This window comes from Pleionea sediminis (assembly GCF_007570825.1).
GTDB lineage: Bacteria > Pseudomonadota > Gammaproteobacteria > Enterobacterales > Kangiellaceae > Pleionea > Pleionea sediminis.
This window is the reverse complement of the sequence record NZ_SUNB01000005.1, coordinates 143,286-161,059: the sequence shown is the minus strand read 5'-3', so window position 1 is coordinate 161,059 and position 17,774 is coordinate 143,286. Positions and strand designations below refer to the sequence as shown.

Genomic DNA, 17,774 nt, shown 5'->3' with positions numbered 1-17,774 from the left:
AAATTTAAAAATGAGAACAAGTACTTACGAAATATTCAATTCTATGATTTAATTCAGACGCCTTGAGCAAATACGCTTTTAATATGGAGTTTAATTATGAAATTCAAATTATCAACTTTAATCTTATCATCTGCGTTATCAGCATCTGCGTTTGCCGATGACTACGTTGGGGCTAATTACGCAATTGTCGATGTAGATTCGGCTAAACCTACCGCATTATCCTTCAAATATGGAAAGCACATTACTAATAATATTGTGGTTGAAGGGCGACTAGGTCTAGGACTTTCTGATGATGAACTTGACTTCTTCACTGATGTTAAGGCCGAGCTCGATAATATGTATGGCGTCTATGGAGTTTATCGATTTATGCCGAAAAGTTCATTCGACCTTTATGGACTAGTTGGTTTCACCAAAGGAAAAGTAAGTGCTAAAGGTTCTGGCTTTTCTGTATCAGAAAGCGAAAGCGACCTTTCTTATGGTTTAGGGTTCGATATTAAAATGTCAGACTCCACTGCTTTTAATCTTGAGTGGGCACGGTTAATTGACAAAGATGACCTGGAAGCAACTACTATCAGCGCAGGCGTCACTTTTAAATTTTAAGATTGCCAAAAAAGGAGGTAATTCCCTCCTTTTTTATTCTCTACTAAGAGTAATAAACCAACTCAAAAATTCGAACAAATTTAATATTCTCCGTTAATTATAAAAGTTTCGTGATTATATTTTTTAATTAAAACAATACAGCCCCTTCTCTCTAAGAAAAAATAAGATAAAGTTGTTCAAAACATATAAAACTTTAAATTACTATTAAGCTCAGCTAATTTAAGTACTTATATTTTAATCAAAAACTTTATTAGAAATTTTCTCTAAGTTAATTTTTACTGTAAATTAAATCACCTTTCTTTTTACTTTTGACGACTAGGTACAATGCATTTTTAGGGGTCATAAGATTCAAAGCACGACATACACGCAATTCCAGTCCCTCAACTTTCTCCTCAAATGGTATTGTTGAACTATCAGTATCAAACGTTAACATAATCGTTGAGGTTTCATTATTAAAAACGGTTGTGTGCAATGCAAAACCCTTATTGTCAGTGACTAAAGCTTTACTCGCTTCTTCAGCAAAACTTTTGTTTTCTACTGAATTGAGGAAAGATAAGAAAATGATCAATAGGATAGATCCTATTCCGAAGATTGCTTTTAAAACTACAGAGTCGCTGTTCGACGTCATATCTAAATTTATTAACTCCAAAACTAAATGTTGAAAATATCAAGCTCATAGCCGATAGAATAATAACACAGCGCTTGATTTGTTCGTTAGCAAAACGCAAACTGAGCAGAAGGAGACGTTATGAACTCAAATAATAATAAATCACCTCGCTCATTTGGCCTGGCGATTACAAGTTCGCTCGTGATTGGCACAATGATTGGGTCAGGCATCTTTCTTCTACCGACTTCTCTTGCTAAATACGGTGGTGTCAGCCTGTTGGGATGGCTACTTGCCGCACTCGGCGCCATCTGTTTGGCCTGGGTATTTGCCAAACTAAGCCATTGGCATCCGGGACTTGGTGGTCCCTACCATTATACGAGAGTTGGCATTGGTGAGTTTCCGGCATTTCTCGTCGCCTGGGGTTATTGGATTTCAATTTGGACAGGTAATGCAGCGATTGCAATGGCCGCCGTCTCTTATTGCAAACTTTTAATACCGGCACTTGGTGAATCCACTTTGCTCGCGACAGGTCTTGGACTGAGTTTTGTCTGGCTGTTTACCATTATCAATATTTCGGGCGTCAAAGAAGCCGGTATAACGCAACTCATTACGACCTTACTAAAAGCGATTCCGCTTATTTTATTTGCATTAACAGGCCTCTGGTTTATCGAACCCTCGCACTTTGTTTTTGATACAGTTAATTTACCGCTATCCAACTCAGATCCTCTTGCTCAAAGCACCAATAACCTAAGCGCCAGTATTATGGCCGCAGCAGCCCTTTGGTTATGGGCTTTCCTCGGAGTCGAGTCTGCGAGTATTCCTGCTGATAGCATTAAAGAACCGCATAAAACAATCCCTCGAGCAACACTCATTGGCGTCTTCGTTGTCGCTTTAATTTATGCGTTAGGCGTCATTGTCGTTATGGGAGTCATCCCACCTTCAGAACTCGCAACATCAGATGGCCCATTTGCTGATGCAGCCACTCGGCTTTGGGGCTCCTGGGCTGGTATAACTATGACCTTTATTGCTCTGATTAGTACACTCGGAGCACTCAACGGATTAATTTTAATGGGTGGTCAGATGCCCATGGCTGCAGCTCGAGATAATCTCTTTCCAAAATGGTTTGCCCGGCAAAACAAAAAGCAGTCGCCAAGCCTAGGTATTCTTATTTCGGCTTGCTTAACTTCGCTTCTTATTTTAACCACGACGAGCAAAACATTAATCAATGTATTTAACTTTGCGATCTTATTATCAACAACATCAATCATCGTTCCTTACTTATTTTGCTCTGCTGCTGCATTTCGATTTCAATCGAACCGAAAAGAACGATTGAAATCCTTCTCAATTTTCGCAATTATAGTCGCGTTTTTATTTTCACTCTGGGCACTCGCCGGAGCCGGACAAGAAGCAGTGTACTGGGGCTTCTTATTAATGATGACAGGTATACCTGTTTATACTGCACTTAAAATGAAAAATGATCCTTCAAGTGAGATTATCGATGACCACAATGCAAACTGATTCTGGAAAGATAAAGCGGATATTGTTAAAACACGCCAAAGATGCTTTTCGTGACAAGCAACAAATTGAGAAAGAGTGGCAGGCATTAAACTTTCTTGGCAAGCCCGACCGAGACAATGCCATTCGAGAATACGATTTATTTTGCGAACTTTTAAGTAAATTTGGTATTGAACTGACTTTTCTACCCTCATCAGAAGATACGACCCTCGATAGTTTGTATCCGAGAGATAATGCTTTGGCGACGGACAAAGGAATGATTTTGTGCACGATGGGCAAAGACAACCGGCAATCGGAACCGCAACATCATAAACGTTTTTATCAACAACAAAACTTAACCGTTCTTGGCGAAATTACAGCACCAGGCTCAGTTGAAGGTGGTGACGTCACCTGGCTTAATAATAATGTCATCGCCGTTGCCAACGGCTATCGAACGAACCCTGCAGGTATTTCACAGCTCAGAGAAATGGTCTCATCTTCGGTCAATGATTTTATCGAAGTTCCATTACCACATTTTCGCGGTCCAAGCGATGTGTTTCACTTGATGTCAATCATCAGTCCTATCGCTGATGATTTGGCCGTGGTTTACTCGCCTCTCATGCCTGTACCTTTTCGAAATTATTTACTCGACTCAGGTTATCGACTGGTTGAAGTACCCGAAGAAGAATACGACAGTCAAGGCTGCAATGTTTTAGCGGTAGCTCCCGGTGTTTGTGTTGCGGTTGAGGGTAACCCAATCACTCGCCAACGATTACTTGATGCGGGAGCCGAAGTTCATACTTTCAGTGGTAAAGACATTTGTGAAAAAGGCTGCGGCGGTCCAACGTGCCTGACGCGCCCATTAGAGCGAGAGAAAAGTTAATAGTATTTAATAAAGGTACACTTCAGTATTTATGCTTTTTTGGATAAAAAAATGCAAGACTTAAATCAATTGCAAAAGTATTTTAAAGAAACCACTCTGGACGATGCCATTACTTTACCGGCAGAGCTCTATTGTACAGACCAAGCCTATCAACTGGATCAACAAGCTATTTTTGCTAATAGTTGGCAGTGTGTTGGGCACATTTCTCAAGTTCCTGAAAATGGTGATACGTTGTTAGTCACCATAGCCAACCGCCCTATCGTTGTTGTAAAAGATCATCAAAGTGAACTGAAAGCATTTTATAATGTGTGCAAACACCGAGCTGGCCCATTAGTTTTACAACAAGGCAATATAAAATTATTCAGTTGTAAATATCACGGTTGGACTTATAAACTTGATGGACAACTTCGCACGGCTCCCGAAATGGCCGACACGCCCAACTTCAATACTTGCGACATTCACCTCGACAAAGTAAACATTGATCTTTGGCAAGGCTATATTTTTGTTAATCTAAACTTATCCCCCAAGCCATTGAAGGAATATCTTGGAGGAATTGAAAACATAATCAAGCCCATTGATTTAAATAAGATGGTGTTTCATCATCGCGATGAATATAACATTGCTTGTAACTGGAAAACCTATATGGATAACTATCTTGAGGGATATCACCTGCCCCACGTTCATCCTGGGCTAAACAAGATGCTCGATTATAAAAGTTATACGACTGAACTTTTTGATTGGTATTCGTATCAACACAGCCCATTAGAAAATCAAGCCAGTTTCTATGGGGAAGGTTCTGCACACTATTTTTGTGTTTATCCGAACTTGATGTTCAATATCTTACCAGGCCGGTGCCAAGTGAATATTATTCTTCCTACGTCTGCCAATCAATGTAAAGTGATTTTCGATTACTATTACACGAATCCTGATTCTGAAGTAACCCAAAAGATGATTGCCGAAGATCTATCGTTCAGTGATGAAGTTCAAGATGAAGACATCACTATATGTGAGCAGGTACAAAAAGGTCTAGAGTCTGGTGTGTACCACCAAGGTAGACTTTGTGTAAAACGCGAACAAGGCGTTTGGCACTATCAAGAACTATTGCGAAAAGCGTATCGCTCATGCTCTAAGCACTCTTAACTTAAATGCTATTTTTTAATAAACGATAGGGTAAAAAAGTATTCATGAAAGTTCTTAACTTCGCTATTTTATTTATATTTATTTTTCCAACATACTTATTCAGTAAAGAGTACCCAAAGAGAATTTGGAATAACGAAAGTAGAAACATTCAATGTCTATATGACGATCCCAGAAAACGACTTATGGATTGTTCTTTGAGCATCTCTCTACCGATCGATCATCCCATGTTAAATAGCGCATCTATCTTGTACTCGAATATTAATAAAAACACATGGATTTTGTACATGGAGCATACTGAAAATTTCAACGACAACATGCAAGTAACTATAGATGATCAAAAATCATTTGTACTAAATAGCAATGTTTTTCGCTTCACCTTAAACGAAAATCAAATAGAGAGACTATCTAGGGCAAAAAAATCTGTCACTTTGTATATCAATGACGATTATAATATCAAGGTCGAAGCCAAACAGTTTAACCGATTAACGAAACTGCTTAATATCATTAAAAAAGGCTACATTGCTCCTCCTAACTGACGTAAAACCCTATGAAACAATAGAGCTTTGAATAACTTGTTAGTAGGCTCCTAAAACTAGTAATTAATCCAAACGCTCTTGCCATTTTCCATCTAGCTCTTTTAGATAACAGGCGTTTATCATTTAACGCCTGTTACACTTGAAACTGATTTTCTATCGGTGGAATTTATAAGTTGAAAAATAGATACACCGAAAAAGTTAATTATTTAAATCTATTTTTAAAACTATTCAGTTTCTCATCAACCTTTTGACTGGCTTTCGCACGATTGGTTTGTTCAATAAGCTCTTTTAGTTCATTGGCGTCTACTTTTATTGAAAAACGATTCACGAACCAATAAATACCAACAAAAAGTACACCGCCAAGTAATGTTACTAGCGCCCATAATAAAGGGCCAACTAATTGTGTCTTCTTTTGGCTAGCATCAATATATACTGCAATGGCAAATATAATATGAACTAAAACCCAAAACCCTAAAATGCCAATGGCAAACATTGAGTAGAAATCGGCAAATCCTCTCGGCAAAGTCATCATTAAACTTTCCATTTTTTGTCCTTAAATAATTTTGTAGTGCATCAAACGAGAGAAGTTTACTAAGTTAATCGGTATCAATACAACCGGTACAATTCACGTCGAGTCAGTCAATTTCTCTCTTTGAGAGAAGATCTCTCTGAATAAATGCAACTTTTCACTCCGGTCCTTACTAATTCGCTTAGTCATCCAGAAAATAATATACTCACAGAAAGTCAGACACAGAAAACAAATAAAAGGCTGGTTATTCGATGGATAGAAAGAAAAATGTCATGTCTGCAGTAATAGTTATAATGCAAATTTTTCAGCAAAAAAGCTGGAATAACTGCTTTAAATGCCTATTCCAACTGCTTGGAATCGTATTTATTGTTCCCTCTGCTTACGCAGTTTGTACGATTTCATCCAGCGACCCCACTCCTCCCGGGGCTTGGGATGCTCACATGCAAGAAATCGCCAATATGGGGCGTCTCCAGGAGGTTGGTTTTCAAATTGGAGAGCAAAAGATATTCCGTATTAGAAAACGCGACGATCGATTCACTCCCGATCGCCTGCTTGAGCGCTTGCGAATCATGAAACCTCGCATTGAAAACCTGCAAGGCCATTTCGAGACACCGCCTGACCGTGCCGTTTTATTAATTGAAAGTGATCTGGATCTACTTGGTGAAACTCTAGCATTTACCAGTTGCGCAGCAAAAGATGAAAAACATGATATTTCTAATTTCGGCGCTGAAGATGGTGATTTAGCCGTTCGATTACCCAAAGGATTATGTATAGTCGTTGTTCGTCCGCACATGATTGAGGGAGAACGTATCAACCGCTTTGTCTTGGCCCATGAATAGATGCATACCATGCAAAATGATGCGTACGTACAATCCATGAATCAACTTTGGTGGGTCGAAGGTTCTGCCGAATGGGCAGCACACAAAGTCGTGACAGGCACTACCGAACGCGACCATAAGATAGAACAGTTTTTTAACCGGCAAAAAGAATGCTCTTTGACTCAACACAGCTACGACGCACAGCCATTCTTTTTTTGGGGCGAACAAATGTTTGATACAAGTTGGGGGATTTCTTTAGGCATGGGAGGACGTCAATACTTAAAACGTCCAAGTCGCGCTGCCCAGATACTGCCACCTGAGCGTTGGCTAGATTGGGCAATTGCGCAAGCTGCGGAAATAATTACTATGCCCGACGGACGTCCTTTGCCTCATCAGGCCGCAGTTGAACCCTTGGATTTGTCTGACTCCTGTGGAGCGAGTATTCAAGGACCGCCATTGTCCGTTCAACTGAGAGAGTTACGTTTTCCTCTTGATGGCGAATCGCCAATTAAAATAGAGCCTCACGGTGCACAGGTCGCCTATCTCAATTCATCGGGTGAATGGATCAGAATAACAAGTAATACTGAAATTAATTCGCCAACTTCACCTATGTACCTTGTTGCGATTATGCCCAGCGGTAACAATCTTGATGTAAAGCTTTCTCTCACGAACAGTAATATTGCTTGTGGGTGCCACGTTGGACGTTGGAAAGAAGTCGCTACGGCCGATTCCGATGCGGAAGACTCTTTTAAAGGAGCATTAGAGGCGATGGATCAATTTAAAGGAATGATACCGCCCGACCAACTTGAAAACTTAAATAAAGCGAAACAAATGATTGAGTCCGCCGATACCAAAGATCGATTCCGTTTCAGAGATGCCACCAAGCAACTTTTTGAAATGGATGGTGGTCGTGTCAGTTATATAGGATCGGGACCAACCGTCACCTTCGCTGCCGATGGAAAATTTCAAATCGACGATCCGCACACAATACAAAATGATAAAACAAAAGTGACATATCGAGTGTTTACTCATACTGGAAAATGGGAATTCGAAGATGAGGTATTAAAAATTGATATTAAGAACATTAACTTTTTGGGGACAGTTGAAGGACCGAATTCAGATGGTCCCAAGGAAATATCCAGTACTAACAAAAACTCTTCTTATGTTGGCGGCGGCGGCGATTGGATTGTGTCATGTGAAGACTCTGGATTCACTCTTATTCCCGCCGATGAAAAGAAACGACGTCCAGGAAAAAATGCTGTGTTACGACCACATTAAACAATACAGAACGATCAATATTAAAGAAAATATTACTATTGCACATTAATACAAGAACAGGATCTAGAATGAGAGTTTTCCGCTACATCACTTTACTACTGACGTTTAACGCATTCGGCAACGATCCGTTAATACTCTCAACTCAAGCACAGGATGATTTTTTTAATCAGTTAACGACTTTGTGTGGAAAAGCCTTCTCTGGAAAAGTTACGGTTGATACAGCAAATAGTAAAGACTTTTCGGATATGAAGTTAGTCATGCACATTAGAGAGTGCAATAAGTCGCAGGTTAAAATTCCATTTCATGTTGGTGACGATTCTTCAAGAACGTGGGTCATTACAAAAACTGGTTCGGGTTTATCATTAAAGCACGACCATCGCCACAAAGACGGCAGTATCGATAAGCTCACAATGTACGGTGGCCACACACTTGATGCGGGTTGGCCTAATGCGCAATCATTTCCTGCCGATGCACCAACACAAGAAATGTTTACTGAGCAAGGAATTCCACAATCCAACACGAATATTTGGCAAATATTTCTCTATCCCAATACCTTTAGTTATCGCTTGATTCGTGAAGGTCGTGAGTTTCGCGTTGATTTTGATTTAACCAATACAATAGAAACTCCCAATGCGCCATGGGGGCATAAATGACGGGGATTAAAAATTAATATATTAGTTGATCTAGTTACAAAGCACTTTCAAGAAAACACATTGAAATATTGTACGCAAGTAGAATTTTACTAAGCTAACTCATATATTTGATTAGAAATAACCGTTACAAGGAAGCTATTTATGAAGATGAAACCACTCATCATAGTTATTATGGTATTATCCATTTCAGGTTGTTCTTGGTATGGGTATAAAGACCCAAGCAACCATCACTTTCATAGAGTAAATAACTACTCAAATGCCTATACTCTTGGAGTTCAAAACTTTACCACAAACGAAACATCTCAAAAGCGGTTGAACTCTGTAAAAGAAGCATTTTCAGATGTACAAGATATATTTTTAAATAATAAGAAATTTGAAAAAATTATTCTTAGCCAAAGTTGGGTATCCTCATGTGATGGAGAAACCATCGAGAAAACATCTGGAAAAGAATTGTTATCCGACTTAAGAGCACTCAGCGTTAAAGTTTCTGTCTATCCCAAAAAGCCTTGGCAAGCAATTGGTTTAACGGATGCTATAAACAAGAGAATGGCAATCGATCCCTCGCGAATAGATTTAGCTAACAAAGATGAAATCATCGACTCATCCTTGCTAATCAACACAACAGCTCACGAAGTAACTCATTTAATTTTGGACGAGAATAATCTCATAAAGTATCGAGATGAGGGGCATGGCAAAAAAAATTGTTTAAAAAATGACTTGGCTAGTTATCGAGTAGGTAAAGCCGCTCAAGCAGTCTGGATCCACGATAAATTGGCAAAATAGCAATAGACTATTTCAGTCGAACAACCTGTTCACCTTAATTCCGGTGAACAGGATATTTTTTCTGATTAAAATGAACTAACTAGCAGCAGCCAATTCGCTTCTCGGAGTGTTTTCTTCCATTCTTAATTTTCTTTGTTCGACCATCTTTGCAATAAACCAGATAAAGGGTTCTGTTTGACCATTTAATGTGACCGCACCTTTACCGATACTCTTTAGTAAGCTTTGAACATCGGATAAAGACAATGCATTTACGGCTTCCTCATCAGAAAGAAGCAATGTGCACGTTGGCAGATCAGTTCCTTCTTGATTACTTAATGCAACCTTACCGTCATTAATAACAATAGTAAAAGACTCACACTGCTCCGATACTTTAATCGTAATCGCTAAGTCAGGTATAAATCGATTCGAATTCTCTGTTAGCTCTGCACGTATCACTTGCTTAAGATACTTAGAAAAATTGATTGTCCATTGCTCTACTTTTTCTTTCAGTTCACGAGTCGGATATTTAGTTACCGGTTTTAATTGAGCTTTAGTTGTTTCTAACATGGCGTCGACTTCACGCTCAGCCTCGATTAAAGCAGCAAGTGTTTTATCAACGTCATCTTTTGTATGAGCGGCCGAACAAATAAGTCGTAACCGACCGCGACCATTTTCAACAATTGGATAAGTTACCGCAGACGTTTGAATACCCCGTTTATACAATGCTTGAACAATGGCAAACAGCTTATCTTTATCACCAAAATGCGGTGTTACGATCGGCCCATCGCCAGTGCCCAGATCGTACCCCGCTTCTTCAAAGCGTTGACGCATATAGCGCGTTGTTTCCCACAGCCTTTTTCTTAATCCTTCATCCGATTTTAATCGACGAAGTGACGTTAATGCCGCGGCAATATCGGCCGGGCTGACCGACGCTTGAAAGATAAAAGCTCTTGATGAGGAGCGTAATAAATCAACATATTCTTGTTTTGCCGATACAACACCACCTAAACTACCTAAGGCTTTACTCAGTGTGGTCATGATAAAGTCAGCCTGCTCGGTAACGCCTTGTTCCGCACAAATACCCGCACCTCCTTCACCATAAAAACCAAATGAATGTGCTTCATCGACTAAAGTAAGCGCATTGTATTTTTTTGCCGTGTGTAAAATGTCAGCGACCGGAGCTGCACCCTCTCCCATACTGTAAACGCCTTCCAATACAACTAAGATGGTACGATATGGTGAAGCTTCCGATTCTAGAACGGCTTCCAGATCCGCAGCATTATTGTGTTGAAAGGTTCGAATGGTTGCTCCGCAAAGTCTCGCGCCATCAACAATGGAAGCGTGGCACAATTGATCAATAACCACCACATCATCTTTACCCAACAATCCGGCAACCGCGCCAACATTTGCAGTGTATCCGGTGGGAAATAAACACGCGCTTGGTTTGCCCGTTAATTCTGCAAACTCCTTTTCAAACTCAAGATGTAAATCTGTGAGCCCAGAAGCTGCAGCAGAGGTGCCCATTCCCGTTCCAAATTCTTTAACCGCTGACACCGCGTTTTCAATCACCGTTTCATCACGATTTAAACCTAGATATAAATTGGTGGTCCATATGATGGCTTCTTGCTCTTCATCATTATACATATCGCTCACCAGTCCTCTCGACGAGCTCCCGGTACGAATGACCTTACTGTATGGATTTCTTCGTTGGCTATTCACCATTGTCATAACTTCTTGCACAAATACACTTTTATCAGTGGCGCTCCAGGCATTCGCTTTTGCCGCTTGAAAAGTTGGATGGCTGGATTGAATATTGCTCTGAAAACTGGCAAGTGTATTGGTCGCTTTGTTCACCGATTGATTTCGATGTGAATTTTCGGGATTTTGACTGTCGAAGTTATTTTCTAATCTATCAATAATATAATCTACCAATGCATTGGGCGTTGGGTATTCATAGATTATATTCGATGGTAAATCCCGCCCAATTAAATTGGTTAAACGACACGCCAACTCTAAAGAGGTAAGAGAATCAATTCCCAAACTGCTAAACGTTTCCTCGGGCGATAGTTCTTTTGCATCATGCACATTAAGTATTGAAGCTATTTCACGTTGAATAATAGACAGCAGGGTCGCTTGCTTTTCAATGTTATTACCGAAAAGCTGCTGCATAAGTTCGTTTGATTTTTTGTCATTAGAAGAAAGTTCATTCACACTCGAGTTTTTGGTTATACCAACGTCCAGGCTTATCAATTTTTTCCGATCGAGCTTATCATTGGGTAAAACCGGAAGTTCTTTAAGAAAATTTACGACTTGAGGAACCATATACTTTGGTAATCGGTGCATTAGATAATCTTTAATTGAATTGTCAGTTACTTTTGCATCATGGCAAACAACAAACACAGCAAGAATCTTTTGACCGATACCGCCATCAATCGCAGCAGCGGCAGCAGCATCCACACCCGGCATTGATTCGAGCGTCGATTCAATTTCTTCTAACTCAATTCGAAAACCTCTTATTTTGACTTGTTGATCCACTCGACCAATAAATTCAATTTTCCCATCATTCGTCTCACGACATAGATCGCCGGTTTTATACAATCTAGTTTCAGGAATTAATTCACTGGGTTCCTTTTCAATAAATCGCTCTTTTGTCAACTTTTCATCAAATAAATAACCCCGTGCCAGTTTGTTTCCAGATAGATAGAGCTCACCTTCAGCTCCTTTCGTCACGGGTTGCATAGCATTGTCTAAAATGTATGCTCGTGAGTCCTTCACCGATTGGCCAATCGTCACGACTTGAGTACCGGGTTTAATTTCAGTAATCGTTGAAAACACGGTATCTTCCGTTGGTCCATAAGCATTAAAAACTCTAATCTCTGAGTTACAGGCGTGTATTTGATCAACTAACGAACGCTTCAAGGCTTCTCCACCAAAAACAAGACAACGAATGGCAGTTGGTAATTGAATGTGCTTTTCTTGTGACTGAAAAACCGAAAATTCGGTTGCCAATAAAGTCTGCATTGATGATGCCACCATCACGCAAGTTCTTACTCGATCTAAAGCAGGAAGATGAGGTAACTGCAGCGCATTTTTAGCAAGAATAACGGTACCGCCTAATGATAAAGTACCAAATATTTCCATCACTGACGTGTCGAAACAAATAGAAGCCGCAGCAAGAACACCGTTTAAATCATCATCATCAAATAACTCTCTAACTGCCTGCGTCATTGTCACAACACTGTGGTGCTCAATCGCCACGCCTTTAGGTCGTCCAGTAGAACCTGAAGTATAAATAATATAAGCCAGATCGTTGGCAGAGGGTTGAGTTGAACTGTTCAAAAACTCTAATTCGGATTCATTCACAGTATCTTTTATTTTGTCGAGCCAAAGGACTTGTGGCGAATCTTCGCATAATTTAGCAGAATCTGTGGTATCGACAATCGAAGCCGCCGCTTGTGAATTATCCAGCATATATTGCACACGATCTTGAGGATAAGCTGGGTCTAAAGGAAGGTAGGCACACCCTGCTCGCATAACGCCCAGCAAAGTTGCTATCAGTTCCCACGAACGATTCATACAAACACCTACTAATGAACCATGCGCTATACCTCTTCTTTTAATTTCAATCGCAATCGAATGGGATCTTTTAACTAAACGCTCGTAATCGACGTCTGTCTCTCCGTCGACAATGGCAACTTTTTCGGGATGTTGTAACCAATGCTTTTCGATTAATTCGCAAACAGTTTCAATCTTACTGCTATTCAATGAATCCATCTGTTTTTCCTTTTATTGTCGCTGGGTAGATTAATGACCTGAGCTAAACAAAGGTCGATCAGTTAGCGCGGATAATAAGGAGTCATGGAAAAGCAGAGTTAGTATTAAGATGTCGTATGTATGAAATATTGGCGCCATTTTGACTAGTAAAAATACGCCACAGGCTAAAATATTGCGCCAACTGAGATTATCGTACTCAATAAGTGTCAAATTAAGTGTTGAAATAAGCACATCGGGAATAAGACCCCAAGGAGATAATTCCTTAAAGAATTAATTGTCACACAGAATCCACTTCTGTTTTAACTTGATGATCGTCTCGATATTGTGAAGGTGAACAGCCGTATTTGGCTTTGAAGCATCGAGCAAAATAGGTACTGGAGCTAAAACCAACCTTCTCACAAATACTCGTAATTTTTTCTTGTGCTTTTAACATTTGCGAAGCCTGTTCCAATCGATACGATTTCAGAAATTCAGAAAATCCCATGCCTAAAGCACTCAGTTTTCTCTGAAATTGTCTATCACTCATCGCCAATTCTTTGGCAACCATAGAAAGCACCAATCCTGTTTCGTGATATCGCTGAGCAATATACTTTTCAAACTTTCGATAAAACTGCAACTCTTTTTCAGTAAACGCCTTACTTTCAGGTGCCGTATTTGACGTGCGATGACCTGCCGATTTTTCCGCTTGGCCACAAACTGTATTTCTGAAACGTACTTTTAGTATTTCTCGAATAATAAGCAAGTTATGAATACGAGTCATAAGTTCCTTTGGCACAAAGGGCTTGGTCAAATAATCATCGGCTAAAGCCGAGAGCCCTTTTAATCGACTTTGTTGGTCGCCTTTCGCCGTTAATAATATGACTGGAATGTGACTGGTAATTAATTCATTGCGTATTTTATTAAGCATCTGGAAACCATCCAAACGAGGCATCATCACATCAGCAATAATTAAATCGGGACATTCCTGCTTTGCCAATGTCAATCCCTGATCACCATCACTGGCCTGCAAAACGTCAAAGTCATCTTTTAACAAATCACAAATATAACTTCGCATTTCAAAGTTGTCTTCAACGACCAATAGGCTCGGCTTATCACAATTTAACAGCGTTCGCTCGATCGCTTGGTTTTCTTTTGAAACTCGATTACTAGAATGAACGACACCTTGAAAAGTCCGATCTTTTGCACGCACCATGTTCAAATTCGACGTTAAATCTTCAATAGAACGCGTCACGGAATAACTCGTGACAAACTGACCATTAGATTTGAACGCCTCAATTTTTTTCGATCGAGGGAGAGTCACTTTAAACTCACTGCCTTTATTGAGTTTACTGCAAACCGAAATCGTTCCGCCCGAGCGTTTTACAATTGTCTTAACCAAAGACAAACCAATACCAGCACCCGGCGCGATATGCTGAGTGTGCTCGACACGAGTAAAGCGGTCAAAAATTCGGCGCTGATCTCTTGGGTCAATTCCGTAACCCGTATCGCTCACTTTAATCACGACCATATCCGATGTTTCTTCTATTGAAATTGTTATCGTGCCTTTAGGTGGTGTATATTTAATCGCATTTGACAAGAGGTTTATCAGTAATGTTTCCAGATTATCAGCAGAGATATCAACGAAGCATTCATTCTCGAGCGTCGTAAATAGGTCGAGTTTTATTTGCTTTTGATTTGCTACGGGTTGGAAAGAATGAACGATTGACCGACATGCTGTGACCAATGACAGCGGCTTTAAATCATCTTCATGACTCCAGGAAATTTTTGCCATATCCAATAATTGTTCAACCATTGATAACAATCGTTTTCCATTTTCTTCGATATGATTCAACAATTTTACCGATGTTTCATTATTCACTTGCTCTAATAATGTACGAACGGGTCCCAATATTAAAGTCAAAGGTGTACGAAACTCGTGAGAAACATTCGCCAATAATTGTTCTTTGGTTGCTGCTATTTCTGTCGCAATTCGAGTTTCCTCTTCAGCGGCCTTCTTTCTTAACACCAGCCAATAAAAAGTAGCGATCATCGATAAGGCCAACAAGCTATATAGTGTATAAGCCCAATACGTCTTCCAAGGTGCTGCATTAATCACAATGCCAACCGACGTGGGAAGAATTGTCGCTCCTGTTGATTCAGAAACAGTCATAACTTGAAACTCATAGTCTCCCGGGGGAATATTGGTATAAGTTGCATAACGTTTATTTGAATCAGTCATCACCCAATTTTCATCCCATCCTTTTAGTCGGTAAATAAATCCCTGTTTAGAATGATTAAAGTTCAAGTCTGAGAATTCGAAGCCAAATAAATTGTGAGTGTGATCTAACACTATTTTTTCAGTGCTAAAAATGGAGCGTTTCAAAACCGAAGATTGTTCACCCGTTGTATTGAAAGAGATATCAGTTGATGCAACAGATACCGATTTATTAAAAAGTAAAAAATCGGTTAAGACAACCTTACTCTCTTGTTGTTCTTCTTGAGCCTTAATTTGTTCTGGGAAAAATCGATTAAATCCCTTAGGACCACCAAAAAATAGTTCGCCGTTTGTTGCTTGAAAAGCTCCTACATTAAAATTGTTATCCTGCAGTCCTTGCAGTGTCGTGTAACGTAAAAATCGATTGCTTGAGTAATCAAAAGACACCAATCCATTGGCGGTACTTATCCACATTATTCCTTCAGAGTCTTGAAAAATATCGTACACAATCCCACTGGGCAAACCTTCTTTTAAGCCAAATCGTTCAAACTTTTGGGTCATTGGATCAAATAAATTTAATCCCCCACCCGCCGTACCAATCCAAAGTCGCTCTTGTTTATCAAGATAAATGGCAACAACCCAGTTATTACTCAAACTGTCCGTTTGATCTTTAACGTGAACAAACTGTTTATACTCGTAGGTTTTGGTATGAAAGTAGAACAATCCTTCTTTAGTACCCAGCCAAAGATTTCCATTTTTATCAGGCTCAATACTTTGAATGCTTTGTCCTCTATGACTGTGTGGTTTGCTGTTTCGCGAAAAAAAGCGAGTAAACGATGTACCATCTTCATCGAGCCGATTAAGCCCTTGAGAAGTGCCCACCCACAAAGCCCCCGAGGAATCTTGAGCCATAGAGTGCACGTAGTTATTGCTTAAACTATTCTCGACATTCCGGTCAAAACTAAAAGTACTCAATGAATCCGTTTCGTCATCGTACCGATTCAACCCACCACCAAACGTGCCAACCCAAACATTATTGCCGCTATCGAGAAACAAACTACTGATTTGATTGTCACTTAAACTACCCGTCGCTACATTGTATTGCACAACATCACTATCGTTATCGCCCTCTCGTTTTCGATACAACCCATTCCCAGGTGTTCCAATCCAGAGCGATTGATGGTTATCCAACAGTAATGTGCTGACAGGTAAGTTATTAGAACCTTTATAATTCTGATAAAAACTTTTGTGAAAATTAAAATGTTGTTGAGCCGGGTGAAAACGGTCAAGTCCATTTTCCTGAAAACCAAGCCATATATTGCCTTCGTTATCTCGGTATATAGTATTAACATCGTGACTGCTTAAGCTGGTAATATCACTTGGATCGTGCCGATAAAGTTTAAATTCTAATGTACGACTATCGACCTGGAATAAACCAAATAACGTGGTTATCCATAAGTTACCCTCAGCATCTCCGGTAATTTTTCTAACGAGTTCATGATTCAAAGGATGACGTTCAAACTCTCCAAAGGGCCAGTTTATATGTTGTTTTGAAACGTCGAAATAGCTCAAGCCAGAACTGGTGCTAATCCAGATGTTAGATTGATGATCCTCGTATATATCTTGAATGTCATTATGATGGAGTTTGAAGGGATTGGGTGAGCTTTGCGTAAAGTAGTCGTGTTGATGATTGGTTAAATTTATTCGAACGATACCTTCATCACGAGTCCCGACCCAAAGGTAATTGTGACTGTCGTAATGCAAGACTCTAACATCAATGGACGCTAGCGGTATTTCACCATTTATCGAATGAATATAAGGTTCGAACTCATCTTGTGACGCTTTTTTAAAGACCAAACCATTCTGTGTTCCGGCCCAAATTGTGCCATTGTTATCTTGTGTAATATCAGAAATGTAATTGCGACGAAAGTTGGGTTGACTCAATGTGTCTAACTTATAGCGAGTAAACTTTTCCGAAACCGGATCAAAACGGTTAATCCCTCCACCCCAAGTTCCAATCCAAATCAATCCTTTGTCATCTTCAAAAAGAGCACCGGTAATATTATTCGAAATCGAATTATCATTATTTGGATCATGAAAAAAATGTTTAAACTGGTGACCATCGTAACGATTAAGACCGTCTTGCGTTGCAATCCAAAGAAAGCCTTGCCTGTCTCTTAGAATTGAACGTTCACCAATACTAATATTTGATAAACCATGTTCAACGCCATAATGCTGAAACTGCAGTGATGGACGAAAATCGACCGTACTCGTCAATCCTTTTGGTTGCTTATTGCCAACACAGTCTCCGATGCATTCAGCAAAGCTGATTTCAAAAGCGACAGTGAGCATTAAGATAATTATTGGTTTTATTTTAGACATAATGATGCTGCAAAAAGCTCAAATTTGCACCAGAGTGATACCGTGGTGCTACATAGACCTAATTAAATACGTTCTTAGATTGCGATATTGTATAATAACTAACAATAATATGGGGATTTTAATA

13 protein-coding genes are annotated in these 17,774 nt (G+C 39.7%); 9 read left to right on the top strand and 4 right to left on the bottom strand.

All coding sequences use genetic code 11. The annotated features are described in order from the left end of the window. Positions 1-96 precede the first annotated feature (96 nt). A complete protein-coding gene (locus FAX86_RS17350) occupies positions 97-600 on the top strand; it encodes a porin family protein (protein ID WP_144394745.1) in 504 nt (167 codons plus the stop codon). 268 nt (positions 601-868) lie between these two features. Here the strand turns inward: FAX86_RS17350 and FAX86_RS17345 are convergent, their stop codons facing one another. Continuing rightward, on the bottom strand, positions 869-1,228 hold the full coding sequence (locus tag FAX86_RS17345; RefSeq protein WP_164503652.1) for a hypothetical protein: 360 nt from the start codon (positions 1,226-1,228) through the stop codon (positions 869-871). 120 nt (positions 1,229-1,348) lie between these two features. Here FAX86_RS17345 and FAX86_RS17340 point away from each other — a divergent pair, with 120 nt between their 5' ends. The 4 genes from FAX86_RS17340 to FAX86_RS17325 are packed head-to-tail and all read left to right on the top strand — an operon-like array spanning position 1,349 to position 5,260. Beyond that, positions 1,349-2,725 (top strand): amino acid permease, encoded by a 1,377-nt coding sequence (locus FAX86_RS17340; RefSeq protein ID WP_144394743.1) that lies wholly within the window; start codon positions 1,349-1,351, stop codon positions 2,723-2,725. Beyond that, positions 2,706-3,584 carry a dimethylarginine dimethylaminohydrolase family protein gene (locus tag FAX86_RS17335; RefSeq protein WP_205859243.1) on the top strand — a complete coding sequence of 293 codons (879 nt, stop codon included), beginning with the start codon at positions 2,706-2,708 and terminating at the stop codon, positions 3,582-3,584. Before FAX86_RS17340 ends, FAX86_RS17335 begins: the two co-directional genes overlap by 20 nt. Before the next feature lie 51 nt (positions 3,585-3,635). Then, entirely contained in the window at positions 3,636-4,724 is a 1,089-nt protein-coding gene (locus FAX86_RS17330) for an aromatic ring-hydroxylating oxygenase subunit alpha (protein ID WP_144394741.1), read from the top strand. Positions 4,725-4,768: 44 nt separating this feature from the next. Continuing rightward, the gene (locus tag FAX86_RS17325) at positions 4,769-5,260 is read left to right on the top strand and encodes a hypothetical protein (protein WP_164503651.1); all 492 of its coding nucleotides are present in this window, start codon (positions 4,769-4,771) and stop codon (positions 5,258-5,260) included. Positions 5,261-5,462: 202 nt separating this feature from the next. Here FAX86_RS17325 and FAX86_RS17320 read toward each other — a convergent pair whose 3' ends face one another. Next, positions 5,463-5,804: a hypothetical protein gene (locus tag FAX86_RS17320; protein ID WP_144394739.1), complete on the bottom strand. Its 342-nt coding sequence runs from the start codon at positions 5,802-5,804 to the stop codon at positions 5,463-5,465. Between the two features lie 257 nt (positions 5,805-6,061). Here FAX86_RS17320 and FAX86_RS22680 point away from each other — a divergent pair, with 257 nt between their 5' ends. From FAX86_RS22680 to FAX86_RS17305, 4 genes are all read left to right on the top strand, one after another. After that, positions 6,062-6,628, top strand: coding sequence for a hypothetical protein (locus FAX86_RS22680; protein ID WP_246128648.1), 567 nt, complete (start codon positions 6,062-6,064; stop codon positions 6,626-6,628). A gap of 9 nt (positions 6,629-6,637) precedes the next feature. Beyond that, on the top strand, positions 6,638-7,885 hold the full coding sequence (locus FAX86_RS17315; RefSeq protein WP_246128647.1) for a hypothetical protein: 1,248 nt from the start codon (positions 6,638-6,640) through the stop codon (positions 7,883-7,885). Positions 7,886-7,953: 68 nt separating this feature from the next. After that, positions 7,954-8,538: a hypothetical protein gene (locus tag FAX86_RS17310; RefSeq protein WP_144394738.1), complete on the top strand. Its 585-nt coding sequence runs from the start codon at positions 7,954-7,956 to the stop codon at positions 8,536-8,538. Between the two features lie 141 nt (positions 8,539-8,679). After that, a complete protein-coding gene (locus FAX86_RS17305) occupies positions 8,680-9,321 on the top strand; it encodes a hypothetical protein (RefSeq protein WP_144394737.1) in 642 nt (213 codons plus the stop codon). Between the two features lie 75 nt (positions 9,322-9,396). Here the strand turns inward: FAX86_RS17305 and FAX86_RS17300 are convergent, their stop codons facing one another. Together FAX86_RS17300 and FAX86_RS17295 are read right to left on the bottom strand one after the other, a co-directional pair. Next, the gene (locus FAX86_RS17300) at positions 9,397-13,074 is read right to left on the bottom strand and encodes an amino acid adenylation domain-containing protein (RefSeq protein ID WP_144394736.1); all 3,678 of its coding nucleotides are present in this window, start codon (positions 13,072-13,074) and stop codon (positions 9,397-9,399) included. A gap of 277 nt (positions 13,075-13,351) precedes the next feature. After that, positions 13,352-17,650 carry a hybrid sensor histidine kinase/response regulator transcription factor gene (locus FAX86_RS17295; protein ID WP_144394735.1) on the bottom strand — a complete coding sequence of 1,433 codons (4,299 nt, stop codon included), beginning with the start codon at positions 17,648-17,650 and terminating at the stop codon, positions 13,352-13,354. Between the last annotated feature and the right edge of the window lie 124 nt (positions 17,651-17,774).

What these genes read in the sequence shown, in the direction of transcription:
- FAX86_RS17350 (WP_144394745.1), top strand. Translation starts at nt 97, where the DNA reads ATGAAATTCAAATTATCAACTTTAATCTTATCATCTGCGTTATCAGCA.
- FAX86_RS17345 (WP_164503652.1), bottom strand. Translation starts at nt 1,228, where the DNA reads ATGACGTCGAACAGCGACTCTGTAGTTTTAAAAGCAATCTTCGGAATA.
- FAX86_RS17340 (WP_144394743.1), top strand. Translation starts at nt 1,349, where the DNA reads ATGAACTCAAATAATAATAAATCACCTCGCTCATTTGGCCTGGCGATT.
- FAX86_RS17335 (WP_205859243.1), top strand. Translation starts at nt 2,706, where the DNA reads ATGACCACAATGCAAACTGATTCTGGAAAGATAAAGCGGATATTGTTA.
- FAX86_RS17330 (WP_144394741.1), top strand. Translation starts at nt 3,636, where the DNA reads ATGCAAGACTTAAATCAATTGCAAAAGTATTTTAAAGAAACCACTCTG.
- FAX86_RS17325 (WP_164503651.1), top strand. Translation starts at nt 4,769, where the DNA reads ATGAAAGTTCTTAACTTCGCTATTTTATTTATATTTATTTTTCCAACA.
- FAX86_RS17320 (WP_144394739.1), bottom strand. Translation starts at nt 5,804, where the DNA reads ATGGAAAGTTTAATGATGACTTTGCCGAGAGGATTTGCCGATTTCTAC.
- FAX86_RS22680 (WP_246128648.1), top strand. Translation starts at nt 6,062, where the DNA reads ATGTCTGCAGTAATAGTTATAATGCAAATTTTTCAGCAAAAAAGCTGG.
- FAX86_RS17315 (WP_246128647.1), top strand. Translation starts at nt 6,638, where the DNA reads ATGCAAAATGATGCGTACGTACAATCCATGAATCAACTTTGGTGGGTC.
- FAX86_RS17310 (WP_144394738.1), top strand. Translation starts at nt 7,954, where the DNA reads ATGAGAGTTTTCCGCTACATCACTTTACTACTGACGTTTAACGCATTC.
- FAX86_RS17305 (WP_144394737.1), top strand. Translation starts at nt 8,680, where the DNA reads ATGAAGATGAAACCACTCATCATAGTTATTATGGTATTATCCATTTCA.
- FAX86_RS17300 (WP_144394736.1), bottom strand. Translation starts at nt 13,074, where the DNA reads ATGGATTCATTGAATAGCAGTAAGATTGAAACTGTTTGCGAATTAATC.
- FAX86_RS17295 (WP_144394735.1), bottom strand. Translation starts at nt 17,650, where the DNA reads ATGTCTAAAATAAAACCAATAATTATCTTAATGCTCACTGTCGCTTTT.